Source organism: Actinoplanes sp. NPDC026619 (assembly GCF_040638295.1).
GTDB lineage: Bacteria > Actinomycetota > Actinomycetes > Mycobacteriales > Micromonosporaceae > Actinoplanes.
The window spans coordinates 18,657-35,603 of sequence record NZ_JBEZYA010000019.1; the positions used below are offsets into that span (position 1 = coordinate 18,657).

At 71.7% G+C, this 16,947-nt stretch carries 15 protein-coding genes; 6 read left to right on the forward strand and 9 right to left on the reverse strand.

The window, feature by feature from the left end; genetic code table 11:
* Positions 1-79 precede the first annotated feature (79 nt).
* Entirely contained in the window at positions 80-871 is a 792-nt protein-coding gene (locus AB0E90_RS33990; RefSeq protein ID WP_360415150.1) for a class I SAM-dependent methyltransferase, read from the forward strand.
* On the opposite strand, the gene AB0E90_RS33995 is transcribed toward AB0E90_RS33990, so the two are convergent.
* Genes AB0E90_RS33995 through AB0E90_RS34010 form a run of 4 tightly spaced genes read right to left on the reverse strand, consistent with a single transcriptional unit; the run spans position 810 to position 7,248 of the window.
* Positions 810-1,859: an LLM class flavin-dependent oxidoreductase gene (locus AB0E90_RS33995; RefSeq protein ID WP_360415152.1), complete on the reverse strand. Its 1,050-nt coding sequence runs from the start codon at positions 1,857-1,859 to the stop codon at positions 810-812. The two genes, AB0E90_RS33990 and AB0E90_RS33995, sit on opposite strands and share 62 nt — an antisense overlap.
* The gene (locus tag AB0E90_RS34000) at positions 1,856-3,583 is read right to left on the reverse strand and encodes an ABC transporter ATP-binding protein (protein ID WP_360415154.1); all 1,728 of its coding nucleotides are present in this window, start codon (positions 3,581-3,583) and stop codon (positions 1,856-1,858) included. Before AB0E90_RS34000 ends, AB0E90_RS33995 begins: the two co-directional genes overlap by 4 nt.
* Complete coding sequence (locus tag AB0E90_RS34005; RefSeq protein ID WP_360415156.1) at positions 3,561-5,315, reverse strand: ABC transporter ATP-binding protein; 1,755 nt, start codon at positions 5,313-5,315, stop codon at positions 3,561-3,563. The genes AB0E90_RS34000 and AB0E90_RS34005 overlap by 23 nt, the downstream gene beginning before the upstream one ends.
* Positions 5,305-7,248, reverse strand: coding sequence for an ATP-binding cassette domain-containing protein (locus AB0E90_RS34010; protein WP_360415158.1), 1,944 nt, complete (start codon positions 7,246-7,248; stop codon positions 5,305-5,307). The genes AB0E90_RS34005 and AB0E90_RS34010 overlap by 11 nt, the downstream gene beginning before the upstream one ends.
* Positions 7,249-7,414: 166 nt before the next feature.
* Here AB0E90_RS34010 and AB0E90_RS34015 point away from each other — a divergent pair, with 166 nt between their 5' ends.
* The gene (locus tag AB0E90_RS34015; protein WP_360415160.1) at positions 7,415-7,957 is read left to right on the forward strand and encodes a flavin reductase family protein; all 543 of its coding nucleotides are present in this window, start codon (positions 7,415-7,417) and stop codon (positions 7,955-7,957) included.
* A gap of 459 nt (positions 7,958-8,416) precedes the next feature.
* Here the strand turns inward: AB0E90_RS34015 and AB0E90_RS34020 are convergent, their stop codons facing one another.
* The 3 genes from AB0E90_RS34020 to AB0E90_RS34030 are packed head-to-tail and all read right to left on the reverse strand — an operon-like array spanning position 8,417 to position 12,086.
* Positions 8,417-10,960 (reverse strand): DUF4132 domain-containing protein, encoded by a 2,544-nt coding sequence (locus AB0E90_RS34020; protein ID WP_360415162.1) that lies wholly within the window; start codon positions 10,958-10,960, stop codon positions 8,417-8,419.
* Positions 10,960-11,328 carry a hypothetical protein gene (locus AB0E90_RS34025; protein ID WP_360415164.1) on the reverse strand — a complete coding sequence of 123 codons (369 nt, stop codon included), beginning with the start codon at positions 11,326-11,328 and terminating at the stop codon, positions 10,960-10,962. The genes AB0E90_RS34020 and AB0E90_RS34025 overlap by 1 nt, the downstream gene beginning before the upstream one ends.
* A gap of 38 nt (positions 11,329-11,366) precedes the next feature.
* Entirely contained in the window at positions 11,367-12,086 is a 720-nt protein-coding gene (locus tag AB0E90_RS34030; RefSeq protein ID WP_360415166.1) for an LLM class flavin-dependent oxidoreductase, read from the reverse strand.
* Between the two features lie 52 nt (positions 12,087-12,138).
* Here AB0E90_RS34030 and AB0E90_RS34035 point away from each other — a divergent pair, with 52 nt between their 5' ends.
* Genes AB0E90_RS34035 through AB0E90_RS34045 form a run of 3 tightly spaced genes read left to right on the forward strand, consistent with a single transcriptional unit; the run spans position 12,139 to position 14,692 of the window.
* Positions 12,139-12,915 carry an ABC transporter ATP-binding protein gene (locus tag AB0E90_RS34035; protein WP_360415168.1) on the forward strand — a complete coding sequence of 259 codons (777 nt, stop codon included), beginning with the start codon at positions 12,139-12,141 and terminating at the stop codon, positions 12,913-12,915.
* Positions 12,912-13,895 carry an aliphatic sulfonate ABC transporter substrate-binding protein gene (locus AB0E90_RS34040; RefSeq protein ID WP_360415170.1) on the forward strand — a complete coding sequence of 328 codons (984 nt, stop codon included), beginning with the start codon at positions 12,912-12,914 and terminating at the stop codon, positions 13,893-13,895. The genes AB0E90_RS34035 and AB0E90_RS34040 overlap by 4 nt, the downstream gene beginning before the upstream one ends.
* Positions 13,892-14,692, forward strand: coding sequence for an ABC transporter permease (locus tag AB0E90_RS34045; RefSeq protein WP_360415172.1), 801 nt, complete (start codon positions 13,892-13,894; stop codon positions 14,690-14,692). The genes AB0E90_RS34040 and AB0E90_RS34045 overlap by 4 nt, the downstream gene beginning before the upstream one ends.
* Here the strand turns inward: AB0E90_RS34045 and AB0E90_RS34050 are convergent.
* On the reverse strand, positions 14,685-14,873 hold the full coding sequence (locus AB0E90_RS34050; RefSeq protein ID WP_360415174.1) for a hypothetical protein: 189 nt from the start codon (positions 14,871-14,873) through the stop codon (positions 14,685-14,687). The two genes, AB0E90_RS34045 and AB0E90_RS34050, sit on opposite strands and share 8 nt — an antisense overlap.
* A gap of 277 nt (positions 14,874-15,150) precedes the next feature.
* On the opposite strand from AB0E90_RS34050, the gene AB0E90_RS34055 reads away from it, so the two are divergent.
* Positions 15,151-15,924: a (2Fe-2S)-binding protein gene (locus AB0E90_RS34055; RefSeq protein ID WP_360415176.1), complete on the forward strand. Its 774-nt coding sequence runs from the start codon at positions 15,151-15,153 to the stop codon at positions 15,922-15,924.
* A gap of 18 nt (positions 15,925-15,942) precedes the next feature.
* Here the strand turns inward: AB0E90_RS34055 and AB0E90_RS34060 are convergent, their stop codons facing one another.
* The gene (locus tag AB0E90_RS34060) at positions 15,943-16,938 is read right to left on the reverse strand and encodes a ribonucleotide-diphosphate reductase subunit beta (RefSeq protein WP_360415491.1); all 996 of its coding nucleotides are present in this window, start codon (positions 16,936-16,938) and stop codon (positions 15,943-15,945) included.
* Positions 16,939-16,947 lie beyond the last annotated feature (9 nt).

The window sequence follows — 16,947 nt, forward strand, 5'->3', positions numbered from 1 at the left end:
TCCTGGTCACCGGGTCAGCCGTAGGACTCAGATTAGCTCCCGGTGAAGGAGGAAGGCGGCCACGGCTACGCTCCCGTGCATGACGGCACATGACCGCCAGGCAGCGGCGGGATCGGACAGCGAGGCGTGGCGGGAGCTCACTGCGGACTACGAGAAGGCGCGGGCCCGGCCGGACTCGCTGGACCGGCTGGTCGAGTGGCCGGCCCAGCGGGAACTCCTCGGTGAGGTCGCCGGACGCTCGATTCTGGACCTGGGCTGCGGCAACGGTGGCAAGCTCGCGGAGCTCGTGCGTGATGGCGCGGTGGCCTCCGCCGGCGTCGACATCGGGGGGAAGTTCATCACCTCGCCGCCGGCCGATGCCGAGCTGATTCACGGTGACCTGTCCGACCCGGAATCCTTGCCGGAGCTGAGTGGTCGCACGTTCGATCGGATCCTGTTCCTGCAGTCGTTCGGCTATGCCAAGGACCCGGTGCACACCTTGCGAGCCGCGCGAGCGATGTTGAACCCGGACGGATTCATTCTGCTCACCAGGACCCAGCCGATCCGGTACGCGGTCGAACGCGCGGAGCAGAACGGGACCACGCTCGGCGAAGAGTATTTCTCCGCCGCCGACTACACCTACCGCACCGGCTGGAACGAGCACATCGCGCTGACAAAACGGACCTTCACCATGTCCGACCTGCTCAACGTGTTCAGTGCGGCAGGGCTGTGGATCGAGACCGCCGTCGAGCCACGGCTCAGCGAGGAGGCCGCGCTCCGCTACCCGCACAAGCAGGCGTGGATGAACAAGTATCTCGGCATCCTGATCTTCAAGCTGCGCCCGCAGGTGTCCAGCCCAGTGCCGGGGCAACCTTCAGGGACAGGTCGCTGAGCAGGCGGATGTTGTCGGCCAGGTCGAAGGCGGGTGGCAGGAACAGCACCAGCTCGTCCGCGGCCGACAGACCGGGGTCGGCCAGCACCGCCTCGGCGACCGCGCCTGGATCGCCGTGGTAGACCGGGCTCATCAGCATTCCCGGCGGCAATGCTGCGGACAGGGTGGGTTCGAGGGCGCCCTTCGGCCGGGACGCGGCCGGGCCGTGGGTGCGCCGCTCCAGGTCGTAGGCGGCGTAGCGGTTCCGTAGTTCGGTGGTGGTGGCGGGCAGGATCGACGCGGCCACCGCGGTCGGCGGGGGCGGGGTGCCGTGCGCGTCGAGCCAGGCCGACCGGTACGCCGCGATCAGGTTCGCCTGGTGAACCGGGAAGGAGACGCCGGGCGGGACGTCGTGCAGGATCGTGCCGGTGATCAGGCGCAGGCCCTGCTCGGCGGCGTTGACCGCGGAGGCGATGCTGCCCGAGCCGTACCAGATGCGGTCGCGCAGGCCGGGGCTGTGCGGCGTCACCCGCAGGACGGTGCCGGGCGGTGGGCCGCCGACGCCTCGCTGCGAAGTCACCGTGTGCACCGGTTCGCCGGCCACCGCCGACACGAAGCGGGCCAGCCGCCGCTGGCCCTCGGTGCGCGCGTCCGTGGACACTCCGCCGAAGACCGGGTCCCAGACGTCGGTGCCGCTGGAGAAGGCGAGCTGGAGCCGGCCACCGATCAGCAGGTCGGTGGTGCCGGCCGCCTCGGCCAGCAGGATCGGCTCCTGGTAGCGGGCCGGGATGACCGCGCTGCCCAGGGTGATCCGGCTGGTGTGCTGGCCGGCCGCGGCGAAGAACGGCAGCGGCGAGGACAGGTAGTTGTCGAAGTGGCGCTGATAGGCCCAGCCGGACTGGTAACCGAGCTCCTCGGCGGCCCGGAACAGCTCGATGCCGTCGCGCAGGCCGCGGGCGGCCTCGCCGGTCGGGAAGGAGACGCGGGTGTTGAAGCCGAGACGGGTCATGAGCGATTCCAAGCTGCGACGAGGGCCGCGTACGGGCCCGGTGTGCGGGCGAGGGTGCGGTGCGGGCCGGACTGGGCGATCCGGCCGTCGTCGAAGACCAGGACCCGGTCGGCGGTCGCGGCGGTGATCATCCGGTGGGCGATCGAGACGGTGGTGCGGCCGCGGGTCAGTACGGCGAGGGCGCGCTGCACCGCCACGTCGGTGGCCGGGTCGATGCCGGAGGTGGCCTCGTCGAAGACGACCAGGTCGGGGTCGGCCAGGGCGGTGCGGGCCAGCGCGACCAGCTGCCGTTCGCCGACCGAGAGGCGTTCGCCGCGCAGGCCGACGGGGGTGGCCAGGCCCTCGGGCAGGGTGGCGTACCACTCATGCAGGCCGAGCCGGTCGATGATGTCGAGGACGTCGGCGTCGCAGGCGGAAGGGGAGCCGAGGCGGACGTTTTCGGCGATCGTGCCGTCGAACAGGAAGGGGTCCTGCGGGACGATGACGACCCGGCCGGCCGAGGAGGCGACACACCCCGCCGGGATGCCGCTGAGCAGAACAGAGCCGGACGCCGGCTCGATGCGGCGGGTCAGCAGCTTGGCGAAGGTCGATTTGCCGGATCCGGTGCGACCGACGATCGCGATGTGCTCGCCCGGCGAAATCGTGACGGTCACGTCGTGCAGGACGAGCGGGCCGCGGCCATAGCGGGCGGAGACGTGCTCAACGCGTACACCAACCGGACCTGGAGGCAACGCCGAGCCGTCATCTATCACCGCGCTGGGGGTGGTGACCAGCTCAAGGGCCCGGCGCCAGCCGGTGAGCGCATTTTGCGCCTCGCCGAGGCTCTGCACCAGGAACTGCAGCGGCCGGACGAAGAACGTCACGAGAAAGACCATGGCCACGACCTGCCCCGCCGATAAAGACAGCCACACCCCGCCGAGCAGCACCGACACCGTCATCGTGGAGATCGCCAGCTCGCCCAGCGAGGTGTTGCCGTGCAGCGGCGGCAGGGTGTGCAGCAGGCTGTCGCGGGCCCGGTCGACGGCCTGGTCGAGCTTGGCTCGCGCGCGGTCGTCGCTGCCGGTGGAGCGGATCACCGGCGCGCCGAGCACCGATTCGGCGACCGCGGTCTGCATCCGCGCCAGGTCGGTGCGGGCCCGGTCGTAGCGCCGGGCGATCAGCCGCTGCATCACCATCATGACGATCAACAGCAGAGCGGCGATGACGAGTACGGGCAACGCGAGCTGCCAGCTGTAGACGCACATGATGACGGTGGCGATCACCAGCTGGGCGGCGTTGGTGAGGAACTGGATGCCGCCACCCTGCAGGAACGTGGTGACCTGGTCGACGTCGCTGGTCAGCCGGGTGACGAGGTCGGCGCTCGGCACCCGGTCGGCGGTGCTCGCGGCCATCTCGTGCACCCGCCGCAGCCCGGCCCGGCGCAGCCCGGCGAGGGCCCGCTCGACCCGGTCCTGGATGCGCCGGTTGAGCAGCATCGACGAGGCGGCGGCCAGCAGCACGGCGGCGGCGCCGATCGCGACGGCCGGGCCGATGGTGTGCGGGCCGAGCCCGGCGTCGATCGCGTGCTGGACGGTCAGCGGCGCGATGATCCGCCCGGCCCCGGCGAGCAGCGCCAGCAGGATCGTGACCCCCAGCCCGTCCCGCAGCACGGGCGAGACTCGCACGGCGGTGCGTACCGGGTGGTGCAGCCGGGCGAGCAGTTCAGGATGCACGGGAGCGCTCATCGCCGGTCCTTTCCAGAGTGACCCGGCGGTATTCGACGTTTCCGGCGACCTCGGCCCGGGTGCCGGCCGCGACGATCCGGCCGCCGCGGACGACCACGACCCGGTCGGCGAACCCGATCGCGGCCGGCCGGTTCGTGGTGATCAGCACGGTCGGGCCATGCGCGGCGACCAGCCGTTCGAGGACCTGCCGCTCGACCCGCGGGTCGAGCGCCGAGGTGGCGTCGTCGAGCACCAGCAGCCGCGGTTCGCGCAGCACCGCGCGGGCGATGCAGATCCGCTGCCGCTGCCCGCCGGAGAGGGTCGCGCCGCGCTCGCCGACGATCGTGTCCAGCCCGTCCGGCAGCCCGCGCACCACCTCGTCGGCGGCGGCCAGGTGCAGCGCCCGCCACACCTGCTGGTCCGAGTAGGTCCGCGACAGGGCGAGGTTGTCGCGGATCGACTCGGCGAACAGGAACGGCGCCTGCGACACCACCGCCACGGTGGCCGGCACCGCTTCGCGGGCCAGCTCCCGCACGTCGACGCCGTCGAACAGCACCGCACCGGCGGTCGGATGCGCCTGGCCGCCGGCCAGGTCGAGCAGTGTCGTCTTGCCGGCCCCGACCGCGCCGACCACGACGGTGATCGTGCCCGGCTCGAGGGTCAGCGAGGCGTCGTGCAGGATCCGGCGGTCCTGCCGGGTCACGCCGGCGTCGCGTAGCTCCACCCGCAGCGGCCGCACGTGGCGCAGCTTCCGCGCGCCGAACCGCACCACGTCCGGGCTCTCCAGCACCGAATGCACCCGTTCCCGGCCGGCGCTGGACATCGGCAGCATGGACAGGAAGCGGCTGATCACGTTGAGCGGGATCGAGATGGTGATCAGCAGGTAGACGACGCCGACCAGGTCACCGACGGTCAGCTCGCCGGACGCGACCCGGGGCGCGCCGACCGCCAGCACCACCAGCACGGCGACGGTGGGCAGCAGTTCGAGCAGCGGATCGAAGATCGAGCTGACCGACGCCATCCGCAGGTCGGCGGTGCGCAACTGTTCGACGCCGGGCGCGAACCGGGCGTCCTCGACGTCGGTGAGGCCGAGGCTGCGCACCACCGGGCCGCCCTCGATCGACTCGTGCGCGACGCCGCCGACCACGCCGCGGGCGGCCTGCGCCTCGCGCGCCCGGGGCGCCAGCAGCCGCTGATAGAAGACATTGAGCGCGAGCACCCCGGCGACCAGGCCGAGACCGACCAGGCCGAGCGGGAGATCACGGCGGAACAGCTCGGCGAGGGCCAGCAAGAGCATGAAGACCATGCCGACGGCGAAGTACGCCCACTGCATCGGCGACCACAGCGCGTCCACGTCGGAGACCGCGTGGGCGAGCAGCTGCCCGGGGGAGCGGCCGCGGTGCCAGCCCAGATCGAGTTCCAGGTAACGGCGCACGACGGCGCGGCGGGTCTCGGCCTGGGCGCGGTACTGCACCCGGCCGGTGGCGATGCCGCGGATGAAGATGGTGGTCCAGCGCACCGCCGAGATGCCGAGGATCAGCAGCGCGCTGATCCACCACGCACTGGCCGGCACCGGCCGCCCGGCGAGCGCCGGGATAACCAGGTGGTCGGTGGACCAGCCGATGGCGCTGGCGCCGACCACCATGGTGGCGCCGTTGAGCAGGCCGGTGACGGTGGCGACGAGGGCGGGCAGCGGGTGGGCCCGGGCCCCGGCGAACTGGGCGGCCAGGGCGGAACGGCGATCAGGCAGCATCGACCACGCGCCGACCGGGAATGGCGTCGATCAGTTCCCGGGTGTACGAGCTCTGCGGGTTGGTGAAGACCTCGGCGACCGGGCCCTGCTCGACGACCTTGCCGTGGCTCATCACCGAGACGGTGTGCGAGATCGCGGCGACGACGGCCAGGTCGTGCGAGACGAACAGGTAGGACAGCCCGAGCGCGGCCTGCAGGTCGGCGAGCAGTTGCAGGATCTGCTCCTGGACCAGCACGTCGAGGGCGGACACCGGCTCGTCCAGCATGATCAGGTCGGGGCGCAGGGCGAGGGCGCGGGCGATCGCGACCCGCTGCCGCTGGCCGCCGGACAGCTCGCTGGGCAGCCGGTCCAGGTAGGACGACGGCAGCGCGACCTGGTCGAGCAGCTCCTTGGCCCGTTCCAGGCGGCTCTTGCGGTTGCCGATCCGGAACGAGACGAGCGGCTCGGTGATCGACTGGGCGATGGTGAACTTAGGGTCGAGCGTGGCGAACGGGTCCTGGTGCACGAGCTGGGCCTTGCGGCGCAACGGCCGCAGCTTGTTCCAGGACAGGCCGCTGATCTCGTCGCCGTCCAGCACCACCGATCCGCTGGTGGCGTTCTCCAGGCCGAGCGCGATGCGCAGGGTGGTGGTCTTGCCGCAGCCGGACTCGCCGACCAGCGCGTGGGTCTGCCCGCGGGGCACGGTCACGCTGACCTTGTCGAGGGCGTTGAAGCCGCGCGCGCCCCGGCGCAGGTCACTGGCGGCGAACGTCTTGCTGACGTCGGTGAGGGTCAGGATCGGTTCGGGCGCGATCTGATCGCGGACGTCGAAGCGGGGAGCGAGCCGTGGCGTCGCGGAGATCAGTTGGCGGGTATAGGGCGAGCGCGGCGTGTGCAGCAGGGCCGACGGCGAACCTTCCTCTACCAGGCGGCCGTTCTGCATGACGACGATCCGGTCGGCCCGGTCGGCGGCGACCGCCAGGTCGTGCGTGATGATCAGCAGCGAGATGCCCTGCTCGCGGACGAGACCGCCGAGGTGGTCGAGGATCCGCTTCTGCACCGTGACGTCGAGGGCGCTGGTCGGCTCGTCCGCGATGATCAGCTTGGGCTTCCCGGCCAGCGCGATCGCGATGAGCGCCCGCTGGCGCAGGCCGCCGGAGAGCTCGTGCGGGTATTGCCGGGCGCGCAACTCCGGATCGGGAACGCCGGCGTCCAGCAGCTCGGCGATCGCGGGCTGCACCCGGGCGCGGGAAAGCGCCGAACACGCCGCGGCCGCGGCCTCGATGTCCGGGAAGGCGGCCGCGATCGTCGCGGTCCCCAACGGCAGGGGCCGCAGCCGTACGGTGGCCTCGACGATCACGCCGAGCGTGCCCTCCGAGCCGACGAACAGCCGGGTCAGGTCGTAGCCGGTGACGCCCTTGAAGGTGGCGGTGCCGGTGCTGATCTGGCGCCCGCCGGCCAGCACCACCTGCAGTCCGAGCACCGAGTCACGGGTCACGCCGTATTTCGCGCAGCGCAGCCCGCCCGCGTTGGTGGCGATGTTGCCGCCGATCGTGGAGATCGCCACGCTGGCCGGGTCGGGCGCGTAGGTGAGGCCGTGCTCGCCGGCCGCCGCGTCCAGGTCGGCGGTGATCACCCCCGGCTCGACCACGGCGGTGCCGTCGTCGGGCGACAGGCTGGTGATCCGGTTCAGCCGGGTCAGGTCCAGCACGACGGTGCCGTCGCCGGCCGTCGCGCCGCCGGACAGCCCGGTGCCGGCGCCCCGCGGCACCACGGGCGTGCCGGCCTCGTCGGCCAGGCGCAGCACCCGGCGCACGCCGGCCGCGTCGGCCGGGCGCACCACCGCCGACGGCCGTCCCGCCGGCGGCCACCCGGAGCGGTCGAGCCGGGCGACGGCCAGGTCGGCGGGGTCACGGGAGTAGTCGACGCCCGCGTCGTCCAGCCATCCGGCCATCCATAAGCTCCTTATCCTGTCGGCAAGATAGGAAATACCTCGAGGTCATCCTGAGCTGCCCGGCCGGTCACGTCCAACGACGATTCGTCATCGGTCCGAACGCGAATCGCTATCAATCAAAAGGCGACTAAACCCATAGGATTTAGGTGTTGGAAGGAGGCGCACCATGACCGTCATCCCGCGCCACCACGCCCCCGATTCATCCCTCGCGATCGACGGCGACCTGTTCAAGACGCTGCTGCGCCGGCACGCCGCCGCCGTGGTCGTGGTCACCGCCGCCGGCGAGCCCCCGGCCGGCTTCACCGCGACGTCGTTCACCTCGGTGTCGCTGGAGCCGCCGCTGGTGTCCTTCTGCCTGGCCGACGCGGCGTCGGCAGCCCGCGCGGTCGCCCGGGCCGCCACGGTCGCGGTCCACGTGCTGCATCGAGACCAGGAAACGGTGGCCCGCACGTTCGCCACCCGGGGCATAGACCGCTTCGCCACGCACGGCGCCTGGACCCCGGGCCCCGACGGCGTGCCCCTGCTGGACGGCGTGCTGGCCAGAATCATTTGCCGAGTAGCCCGCCGAGTCCGAGCCGGCGACCACACCATCGTGCTGGCCACCCCGATCTCCGGCGACTCCCACGCCGACCCAGCCGCAACCCCCTTGGTCTACCACGCCGGCGAATACGGCCGCTTCCACGCCCCCGAGGCAAGCCGCACGCCCTGATCGGCGTGACGTCGTTGTGCACCTCCTGCCGTGGTCCGACCGCCCCACCGCCGAGCCCCACCCTCACTCCCCAAATTCCGGCCTCAGCTCGCGCCGCGGCCCAAACTCAAGGTTTCGGGGGTTTCAGTTCGTGCCGAGGGGCCGGTTTCAAGGTTTCGGGGGTTTCAGCTCGTGCCGAGAGGCCGGTTTCAAGGGGTTTGGGTTTCGGCCTTGCCGGGGCGCCGACTTCGTGGATCTCGGGCCCTCCGCTCGCGCCGGGACCCCGACAATCTGCAACCAGGTCGGGCCTCGGCCTTGTAAAGATCTTGCGGCTCGGGTCGGAGTTGGGTCGGCGCACGAGACGCCTCCGCTTACTCGATGCAGGGCCCGCACTCTCCTTGACGCCGGCAGCCGAACGGCCGGCCGGAAGGAGGCCGGCCGGTCGCTGCGGTAGCGGGGTTTGTTGGGCGGTGGGCGGAGTCAGAGGCGGTTCTGGCGTAGCTGGCGGGTGATCGTTTCGTCGGTGATCTTGTCGTCGGCGGCGAGCATGATGGCCTTGGCGAGGATTACCGAGAGCACTGGGTCGTCGTCGAACGGCAGGCTGAGTTTCTTGGCCTTGGTGCGATCGGGGACGATGCAGAGGTAGGCGTCGTCCGGCTCCATCAGGATGTTGCCCGAGCCGAGGTGGATGCGGTAGGCGCCGAGCTTGCCCTCCACCCGGAGGAAGCGTTCCTGCAGCTCACACCGCGGGCCGATGGCCAGGCGGGGGAGCAGCCGGGCCAGCGCGTCGCGGCGGGTCTCGCCGCGCGGGGTCAGTTCGGCGAACGCGGTGCTCTGCCAATATGCCCGGTGCTCGCCGCGGTCCTGCCAGTCGTCGTCGGCGGCGATCGAGGTCACCCCGACGAACAGGTCGACGTCGCGCATCGCCTCGCTGAACACCAGCGGGGGCACCTCGCGCAGCCGGGTGATCGCCCAGGCCCGGCCGTCCCGCCGGCCGAAGCGGACCTGGTCGGTCGTGCAGTACGGCCGTTCCCAGGTGCTCGACTCGACCCAGTCGTGGAAGAAAGCGGCCTGCCACTCGCCGCCGCCGAACTCCTTCTTGGCCTCGCCGTGGTAGCCGTCGCTCCAGCCGCCGAGGTAGTTGGCCGCCCAGCCGCGCTCGCGCATCAGCGCGTTGGCCTGCCGGTAGTGCAGGATGTGCCCGGCGAACCGGTTGGAATAGGTGCCGGTCTGCTCCTCTGCCGGGGTCAGCGGGTAGACCTCGCGGAACGCCTGCTTGACCGGCTGCCTGAGCCCGGCCACGACAATCCGGTCCCGCCACCGGGCGACCTCGTCGGCCCCGGCCAACGCCGGATGCCAGAGCCGCACCCGAGTCCCGCCGCCCAGCCGATCATCGGCGCCGGCGGGGCCGGCAGCGCCGGGAAGGCCGGCGTGGCTGGCCGGCCCCGAAAGGCTGGCCGGCCCCGAAAGGCTGGCCGGCCCCGAAAGGCTGGCCGGCCCCGAAAGGCTGGCCGGCCCGGAGTGGCTGGCAGAGCCGGAGTGGCTGGCAGCGCCGGGAAGGCTGGCAGGGCTGACGGCGCCGGAGTCGGCGGGGCTTGCCGGGCCGGCAGGGGAGGGCGGGGCGGACAGCGTCCAGCCGTTGGGGGTGCGTTCGGGGAGGCCTGAGGTCCAGGTTGTGCCGTCTGGGGAGGACTGCCAGATCAACGTGCGGGCGGTGGGTCCGGTGATCGGGTGGTCCAGGTAGCGCTGTGACCAGGTGTCCCCACTCCACGCCCGGTCCTGCGAGAACAGGGCTTCCACCCGCAGGCGCTCCACCGACAGGGACTTGTTGATCTCGGTCAGCTGGGCGCGGGCCTCGGCGAGGGCGTCCTTCCATGTCGGTGGCACGGCTTTCAGGGGTGCACCGTCGCGGTAGGCGCGCAGCCTTGCCCGGCCGCCGGTGACCTCCACTACGCCTTCCGCGCCGTCGCCGAGCGGCCACGCGCGGCGGCCGTCGGGGTCGAGGCCGTGGTCGTCGATCGCCAGCTCGACCGCCTCGCCCGGCTCCCAGCCTCGCTGCTGGCCGCTGCGGTCCAGCGCGGTGCGGATCCGTGGCAGCAGAGCCTTGCTGCGCACGGTCAGGCTCAGCCGGACCAATGCGCGGACCGGCGCGTCGCCGGGAAGCCCGGCCAGCGCGTCGACCGCCGCCGCCGCGGCCTTGGGGGCGATCACCTGGGCGCCGCCGCGGCGGGCCGGTGCGCCGACCACGGTGGCGACGTCGCTGAGCAGGGCGGTGCTGTCGTCGCCGGGGGTGCGTGACTGCAGCCAGATCAGGCCGCGCAGCAGGGAGTCGACGTAGTCGTGGACCTGGGATGCGCCGGTGCGGTAGGCGCCGAGCAGCAGCGTCACCGCCTCGGCTGCTTTCGGGGCGGCGGCCAGCCGTTCGTCGGCCTCGCGCAGCCACGCCTTGGCCGGCGCCGGCTTGGCCAGCTCGGACGCGAACCGGAACAGGTCGTGCACCTGCGGGTCGGTGAGCAGCCACATCAGGTCGGCGCTGTGCCCGCGGGCGTGGCGCACCGCCATCATCAGGTCGCCGGGCACCCCCTCGTTGAAGCGGCTGAGCGGTTTGCCGTAGAGCCGGGCCAACTGGCGCAGGGCTTCCGGCGGGACCATCGGGTTGTCGTTCAGCGCGTCGAACGCGGCGGTCAGCTGCTCCTTCAAGCCGTCGAGCTCGGCCTGGTCGAGGGAGACGGCGATCAGTGCGGGCACCCAGAACAGGGCGTCGGTGAGGGTGCGCTCGGGCTCGTCGAGCAGCAGCACGTGCAGCGCCCACTCCAGGTCGGCGCGGCTCCACGGTGTTTCCAGGAACTCCTCGACGGCCAGCGCCCGGCCGAAGTAACCGAACGTCGAGCTGTCGTTGGAGTAGATGTGCTTGTGGATGCGCAGCAGAGCCGTGCGGCGCACCGGCCCGGGCACGCCGGCCAGCGTGGCCGGGCCCGCGCCGAGGATGATCTGCTCGGCCAGCTCGTCGGCGGGGTCGGTCATCAGCCACCCACCAGCGGGATCAGCCGGATGAACGACACCGCGTGCGCCCGCTCGAGGTCGATGACCTCGTCGAGGTCCTCCACCTGGCGGTCGCCGGCGATCATCACGAACGCGTTGCTCGCGAACCCGGCGCAGGCGATCTCGGCCTGAGCCGCCCAGTCGAGGCGCGGCCGGGACGGGTCGGCCGGCCGGACGAGCCCGCCGAAGGTGTCGTGGCGCGCCGGCCCGGCGTTGAACCGGGCCACCTCCTCGCGCACCCGCAGGCGCACCAGCTCCCGCGCCGTTATCCGATCCGGCAGGCCCGGCAGCACCCACTCATCGATGGCGCGGCCGGCCATCGTCTCGTCCCGCACGATCACCTCGGCCATGAACCCTCCCCGTGTGTGCCGACGATGATGCCCGATGCCTACGACATTTTCGCCACCTCCGCGGCGGCGTCGGCGACGGTGCGGCCGTGCGCGGCCGGGCGCCCACCGTACGGATCCGTCTCGCTCCACAGCGTCGTCGGCGCGGCCTTGCGGACCACCGGGAGCACCTCGGCGGCCAGCCGTTCGAGCATGTTCAGCTGCTGCTCGTGCGGAATCATCGTGGGCAGGCTGAACGACTGCAGGTCGTGGCCGAACCCCTCGTGGAACCAGAGGATCTTCTCGGCGATCTGCTGCGGCGACCCGACCAGGACCGGTCCGCGCGCGATCGCGTCGTCGATGCTGCCGAACGTCATCTCGTTGCCGGGCGTGTGGTTTCCCGGCTGGTTGAAGTAGGCGACGATCCGCTCGTACGTCGGGCCGAACGCCTCCCGCGCCTGCTGGGTGGTGTCGGCGAGGTAGAGGAAGCCGGCCCCCGCGGCGACGTAGGCGAACCGTGGATCGTGGCCGTGTCCGGCGTACCGCTGCCGGTAGTGGTCGATGAGGACGGTGTAGTTGTCCCGGGGCTGGATCGCGTTGGCGGAGAAGAGCGGGTCGCCCCACTTCGCGGCGAGCTCGGCCGAGGTCAGGGTGGTGGCCGAGCCGTGCCAGACGCGCGGGGCGCCGGCGTACGGCCGCGGCAGGCTGGTGACCTCGGTCAGCGGCCCGCGGAACCGGCCGTCCCAACTGACGTTCTCCGCACGCCACAGCCGGAATCTCATAACCCATTTATAGCCTAGTAAGCCGGTAGAAATTATAGATAGAATCCCGGCTATGCGTGCGGCGGCGGGTCTCGAGTTCGCGGGAGTGAGCAGGGCGTTCACGGTGGCCGGCCAGGCCCGCCCGGTGCTGGCCGGCATCGACCTCACCGTCGCTCCGGGCGAGGTGATCGCGCTGCTCGGGCCGTCCGGGTGCGGCAAGTCCACGCTGCTGCGGCTGGCCGCCGGCCTGGACACGCCGACCACCGGCTCGGTGTCGGTCGACGGCCGGCCGGTGCGTGGCGTCGAGTCGCGCTGCGCGGTCGTCTTCCAGGAGCCGCGCCTGCTGCCGTGGCGCACCCTGCACCGCAACGTGGCGTACGGGCTGCCGCGCGGCGTGACCGGCCCGGCCGCGGCCGCCGAGGTGGACCGCCTGCTGGAGTTGGTCGGGCTCGGCGGCTTCGCCCGGCACCGCCCGCGTCAGCTCTCCGGTGGCATGGCGCAGCGGGCCGCTCTCGCCCGGGCGCTGGCCCTTCAGCCCGGCGTCCTGCTGCTGGACGAGCCGTTCGCCTCCCTCGACGCCCTGACCCGGCTGCGCATGCAGGACCTGCTCGCCGACGTGCAGCGGACGGCCGGCACCACGGTGCTGCTGGTCACCCACGACGTGGAGGAGGCGCTGCACCTGGCCGACCGGGTGGTCCTCCTCGGCGCGGGCGAGGAGAGCATCCGGCTGGTGCTGCCGGTTCCCGGCGCCCGCCCGCGGGACCGGGGCGACTCGGCCCTGGCCGAGCTGCGTACCGCACTGCTGACCGAACTCGGGGTGCGAACCCTCCAGGGAAGGAAACACGCATGAGGATCCTTGCGGCGCTGCTGGCTGTCGTCCTGCTCGGCGGGTGTGTCAAGGGCGAGGACTCGGCGAAGGCCCCGGCGGCGACGACGACGCTGCGCCTGGACTACGCCTACAACAACCCGGCCAGTCTGGTCCTGCGCGAGCAGAAGTGGCTGGAGACCGGGCTCGCCGCCCAGGGAGTCACCGTGACCTGGCAGTTGTCGGCCGGCAGCAACAAGGCGAACGAGGGTCTGCGGGCCGACGTGCTCGACATCGGCTCGACCGCGGGCGCGGCGGCGCTGGTGGCCCGGGCCAACGGCACCCCGATCAAGACGATCAGCGTATTCAGTCAGCCGGAGTGGGCCGCGATCGTGGTGCCGAAGGGTTCGGCGATCACCTCGGTGGCCGGGTTGCGCGGCAAGCGGATCGCCGCGACCAAGGGTACCGACCCGTACTTCTTCCTGCTCCGGGCCCTGGATGAGGCCGGGCTGAAGCCGGCCGACGTGACGGTGGTCAACCTGCAGCACGCCGACGGCCGGACCGCCCTGGAACGCGGCCAGGTGGACGCGTGGGCGGGGCTGGACCCACTGATGGCGCAGAGCGAGACCGACGCCGGGTCGAAGCTGATCTACCGCAACGTGGCGTTCAACTCCTACGTCGTACTCAATGCTCGGGAGTCTTTTCTGGCGGCGCACCCGGACCTCGCCCAGGCGGTCGTCAACGCCTATGAGAAGGCTCGCCGCTGGATCCAGGACAACCCCGATCAAGCGATTGAGTTGTACGCGCGGGAAGCGAAGATTTCGCCGGCCGTCGCGAAGACGGTGCTGAGCGAGCGTACGCGTCTGGATGTCGACCCGGTCCCCGGCGCCGCGCAGCGTGACGTCTTCGAGAAGATCCTGCCGGTGCTGGTCGCGGACCGGAACGTCAAGAGCGAACAGGCCGCCCGTGACGCCATCGGCACCCTGCTGGAACCGCGGTTCGCCGCCGCGCGGAGCGCCACGTGAGCCTGGCCGAAAAGGTGCGGGCCGCCGTCGACCAGGAGAACCCGGTCCGGCGCCGATTTCCGCGTGGCGCCATCGGCGTACTCCTGCCGCTGTTGCTTCTCGGGGGTTGGCAGTTGCTGGCCGCCTCGGGGGTCTACTCGGCCGCTCAGCTGCTGCCGCCGGGGGAGGTGGCGGCCGCGTTCGGTGAGCTGGCCGGGCGGGGCGAGCTGTGGCATCACGTGGCGATCAGCACCCAGCGGGTCCTGATCGGGTTCGCCGCCGGCGCCGCCCTCGGGCTGGCGCTGGGCGCGCTGGTCGGCCTGTACCCGACGATAAAAGCCGCGATCTCGCCCACCATCCAGGCGCTCCGCGCCGTACCGTCGCTGGCTTGGGTGCCGTTGCTGTTGCTCTGGCTCGGCATCGGCGAGACCCCGAAGATCGTGCTGGTGGCGATCGGCGCGTTCTTCCCGGTCTACACCACGGTGTCGGCGGCGCTGGCCCACGTCGACCCGCATCTGGTCGAGGTCGGCCACGCGTATGGCCGGTCCGGCCTGCGGCTGGTCGCCACCGTGCTGTTCCCGGCGGCGACCCCCGGCATCCTGTCCGGGCTGCGGCTCGGCCTGGCCCAGGGCTGGCTGTTCCTGGTGGCCGCGGAGCTGATCGCCTCGTCGATGGGTCTCGGCTTCCTGCTGATCGACAGCCAGAACACCGGCCGCACCGACGTGATGCTGCTGGCGATCGTGCTGCTCGCCGCGCTCGGGAAGCTCAGCGACACCGTGCTCGGGCTGGCCGAGAAGCGGCTGCTGGCCCTCAGGTGAAGGTCTTCTGCCCGACCACGCGCAGCACCTCGAGGTAACTAGCGGTCGGGGTGCCGGGCGGCGCGGTGAGCAGGACCAGCCGCTGGTCCTCGCTGGAGGTCGAGAGCGTCTCCGAGTCGAACTCCAGCAGGCCGACCGTCGGGTGCTGCAGGCGCAGCCGGTTCTGCGGGCGGACCGCCACCTCGTGCCGGTCCCACCGCTCGGCGAACTCGGCGCAGCCGCTCGACCAGGGCGGTGGACACCGAGGCGGGCCGGGCCCAGGAACGCAGCGCCACCAGCCACAACCGCGGCAAGCTGGTCCTTCTCCGATAGGCCGGGCCGTGGTGCCGGGGCGATCAGCGTCGTTGCATCCCGGCCCACCAGGCCAGGCTCGCCGAGTCCACGAGCCGGACGCCGGACCGCGCGGCCGCCAACAGCACCGGCTCGGTCAGGGCGCGCTGCCCGCGTAGGGTGAGATTGTGCCGATCGACGCGGAACCGGGGCTGGCCGCCGCTGCCCGGCTCGGGCCTTACTTCGCGTGGCAGCCGTTCGACGGCAAGCCCGGGTGGCGGCCGTTCGCCGATCTGCTGGACGCCGACGTGATCGCGGAGCGGGTCGAGACCGGCCGGCAGACCCTGATCCGGATGTCCGGGCGGGGCCGCGACGACATCGGCGAGCGCGAGGTCGCCTCGATCACGTTCCTCGGTCTGGCGTCGCGGCTGCTCTCACCGCTGCTGGCCGCCGACGCCGTCGCCGGTGCTCTCCCGGCCCCGGACCCGGCGCGGATGTGGTGGCGGCCGGTCGCCGGCGGCCCGGTCCCGATCGCGTTCCAAGGCCTGACCGCTGTCGAGAGCGCTGGTCAGGACGCAGCGGAGGCACTCAACCGGACGGCTGTCCGCGGATTGGTCGAGCCGATCCTCGAGGTCTACCGAGCGCGGTTCGCGCTGTCCCCGCAGGTGCTGTGGGGGAACGTGGCCTCGGCGCTGGGCGGCGCGGCCGGAATGATCGCCGGCAATGCTCCCCGGCAGGCCGCCGAGCGGGCCGCGGCGGTCGTCGAGCGGGTGCTGGACCTGGCGCCGTTGCGCGGGACCGCGGAGCTGGTGCGGCCGGATATGGAACGAGCGCGCTGGTTCCTCGTACGCCGTAACTGTTGTCTGTATTACCGGATACCCGGCGGCGGCACGTGTGGCGACTGCGTGCTGACGCCGGACGACGTCCGGCGTCAGCAGTGGCAGGCCGTGCTCAGGCGGTAAGCCCGCCCGGTCAGGGGGTCAGAAGTCGTCGTCGAAGCTGACGCTTCCGGAGACTCCCATCTGGTACGCCGAGACGCGGCGCTCGAAGAAGTTCGACAGCTCCTGGACGTCCTGCAGCTCCATGAACGCGAACGGGTTCTTGCTTTCGTAGAGCGGGTCGATGCCGAGCTGGGCCAGCCGCCGGTCGGCCACGTGCTGCAGGTATTCCCGCATGTCGCCCAGGCTCATCCCGGAGACGCCCTGTTCGAGCAGGTCGGCGGCGAACTGGACCTCGCACTCGACCGCCTCGGCCAGCATGTCCTTCACCTGCTGGATCATGGTGTCGTCGAACAGGTCCGGCTCCTCGGCGCGGACCGTGTCGACCACGTCGAACGCGAACGCCATGTGCATGCTCTCGTCGCGGAACACCCAGTTGGTGCCGGACGCCAGGCCCTGGAGCACGCCGCGGGAGCGCAGGAAGTAGACGTACGCGAAGGCGCCGTAGAAGAACAGGCCCTCGATGCACGCGGCGAAGCAGATCACGTTGAGCAGGAACGCCCGGCGGTCGTCGCGGCTGCGCAGTTCCCGGAGTGAGTAGATCGAGTCGATCCACTTGAAGCAGAACTCGGCCTTGCGGGCGATCGACGGGATGTTCTCCACCGCCGCGAAGGCCGCGGTGCGCTCGTCGAGATCCGGCACGTAGGTGTCGAGCAGGTTCAGGTAGAACTGGACGTGCACGGCCTCCTCGAACAGCTGCCGGGAGAGATAGAGCCGGCCCTCCGGCGAGTTGACGTGCTGATAGAGGTTGAGCACCAGGTTGTTGGCGACGATCGTGTCGCCGGTGGCGAAGAACGCGACCAGCCGGGAGACCAGGTGCTGCTCGGCGGCCGACAGCTTGGCCAGGTCGGCGAGGTCACCGTGCAGGTCGACCTCCTCGACGGTCCAGGTGTTCTTGATCGCGTCCTTGAAGCGGTCGAAGAAGTGCGGGTAGCGCATCGGCCGCAGCGTCAGGTCCATGCCGGGGTCGAGCAGCATCTGCGTGCG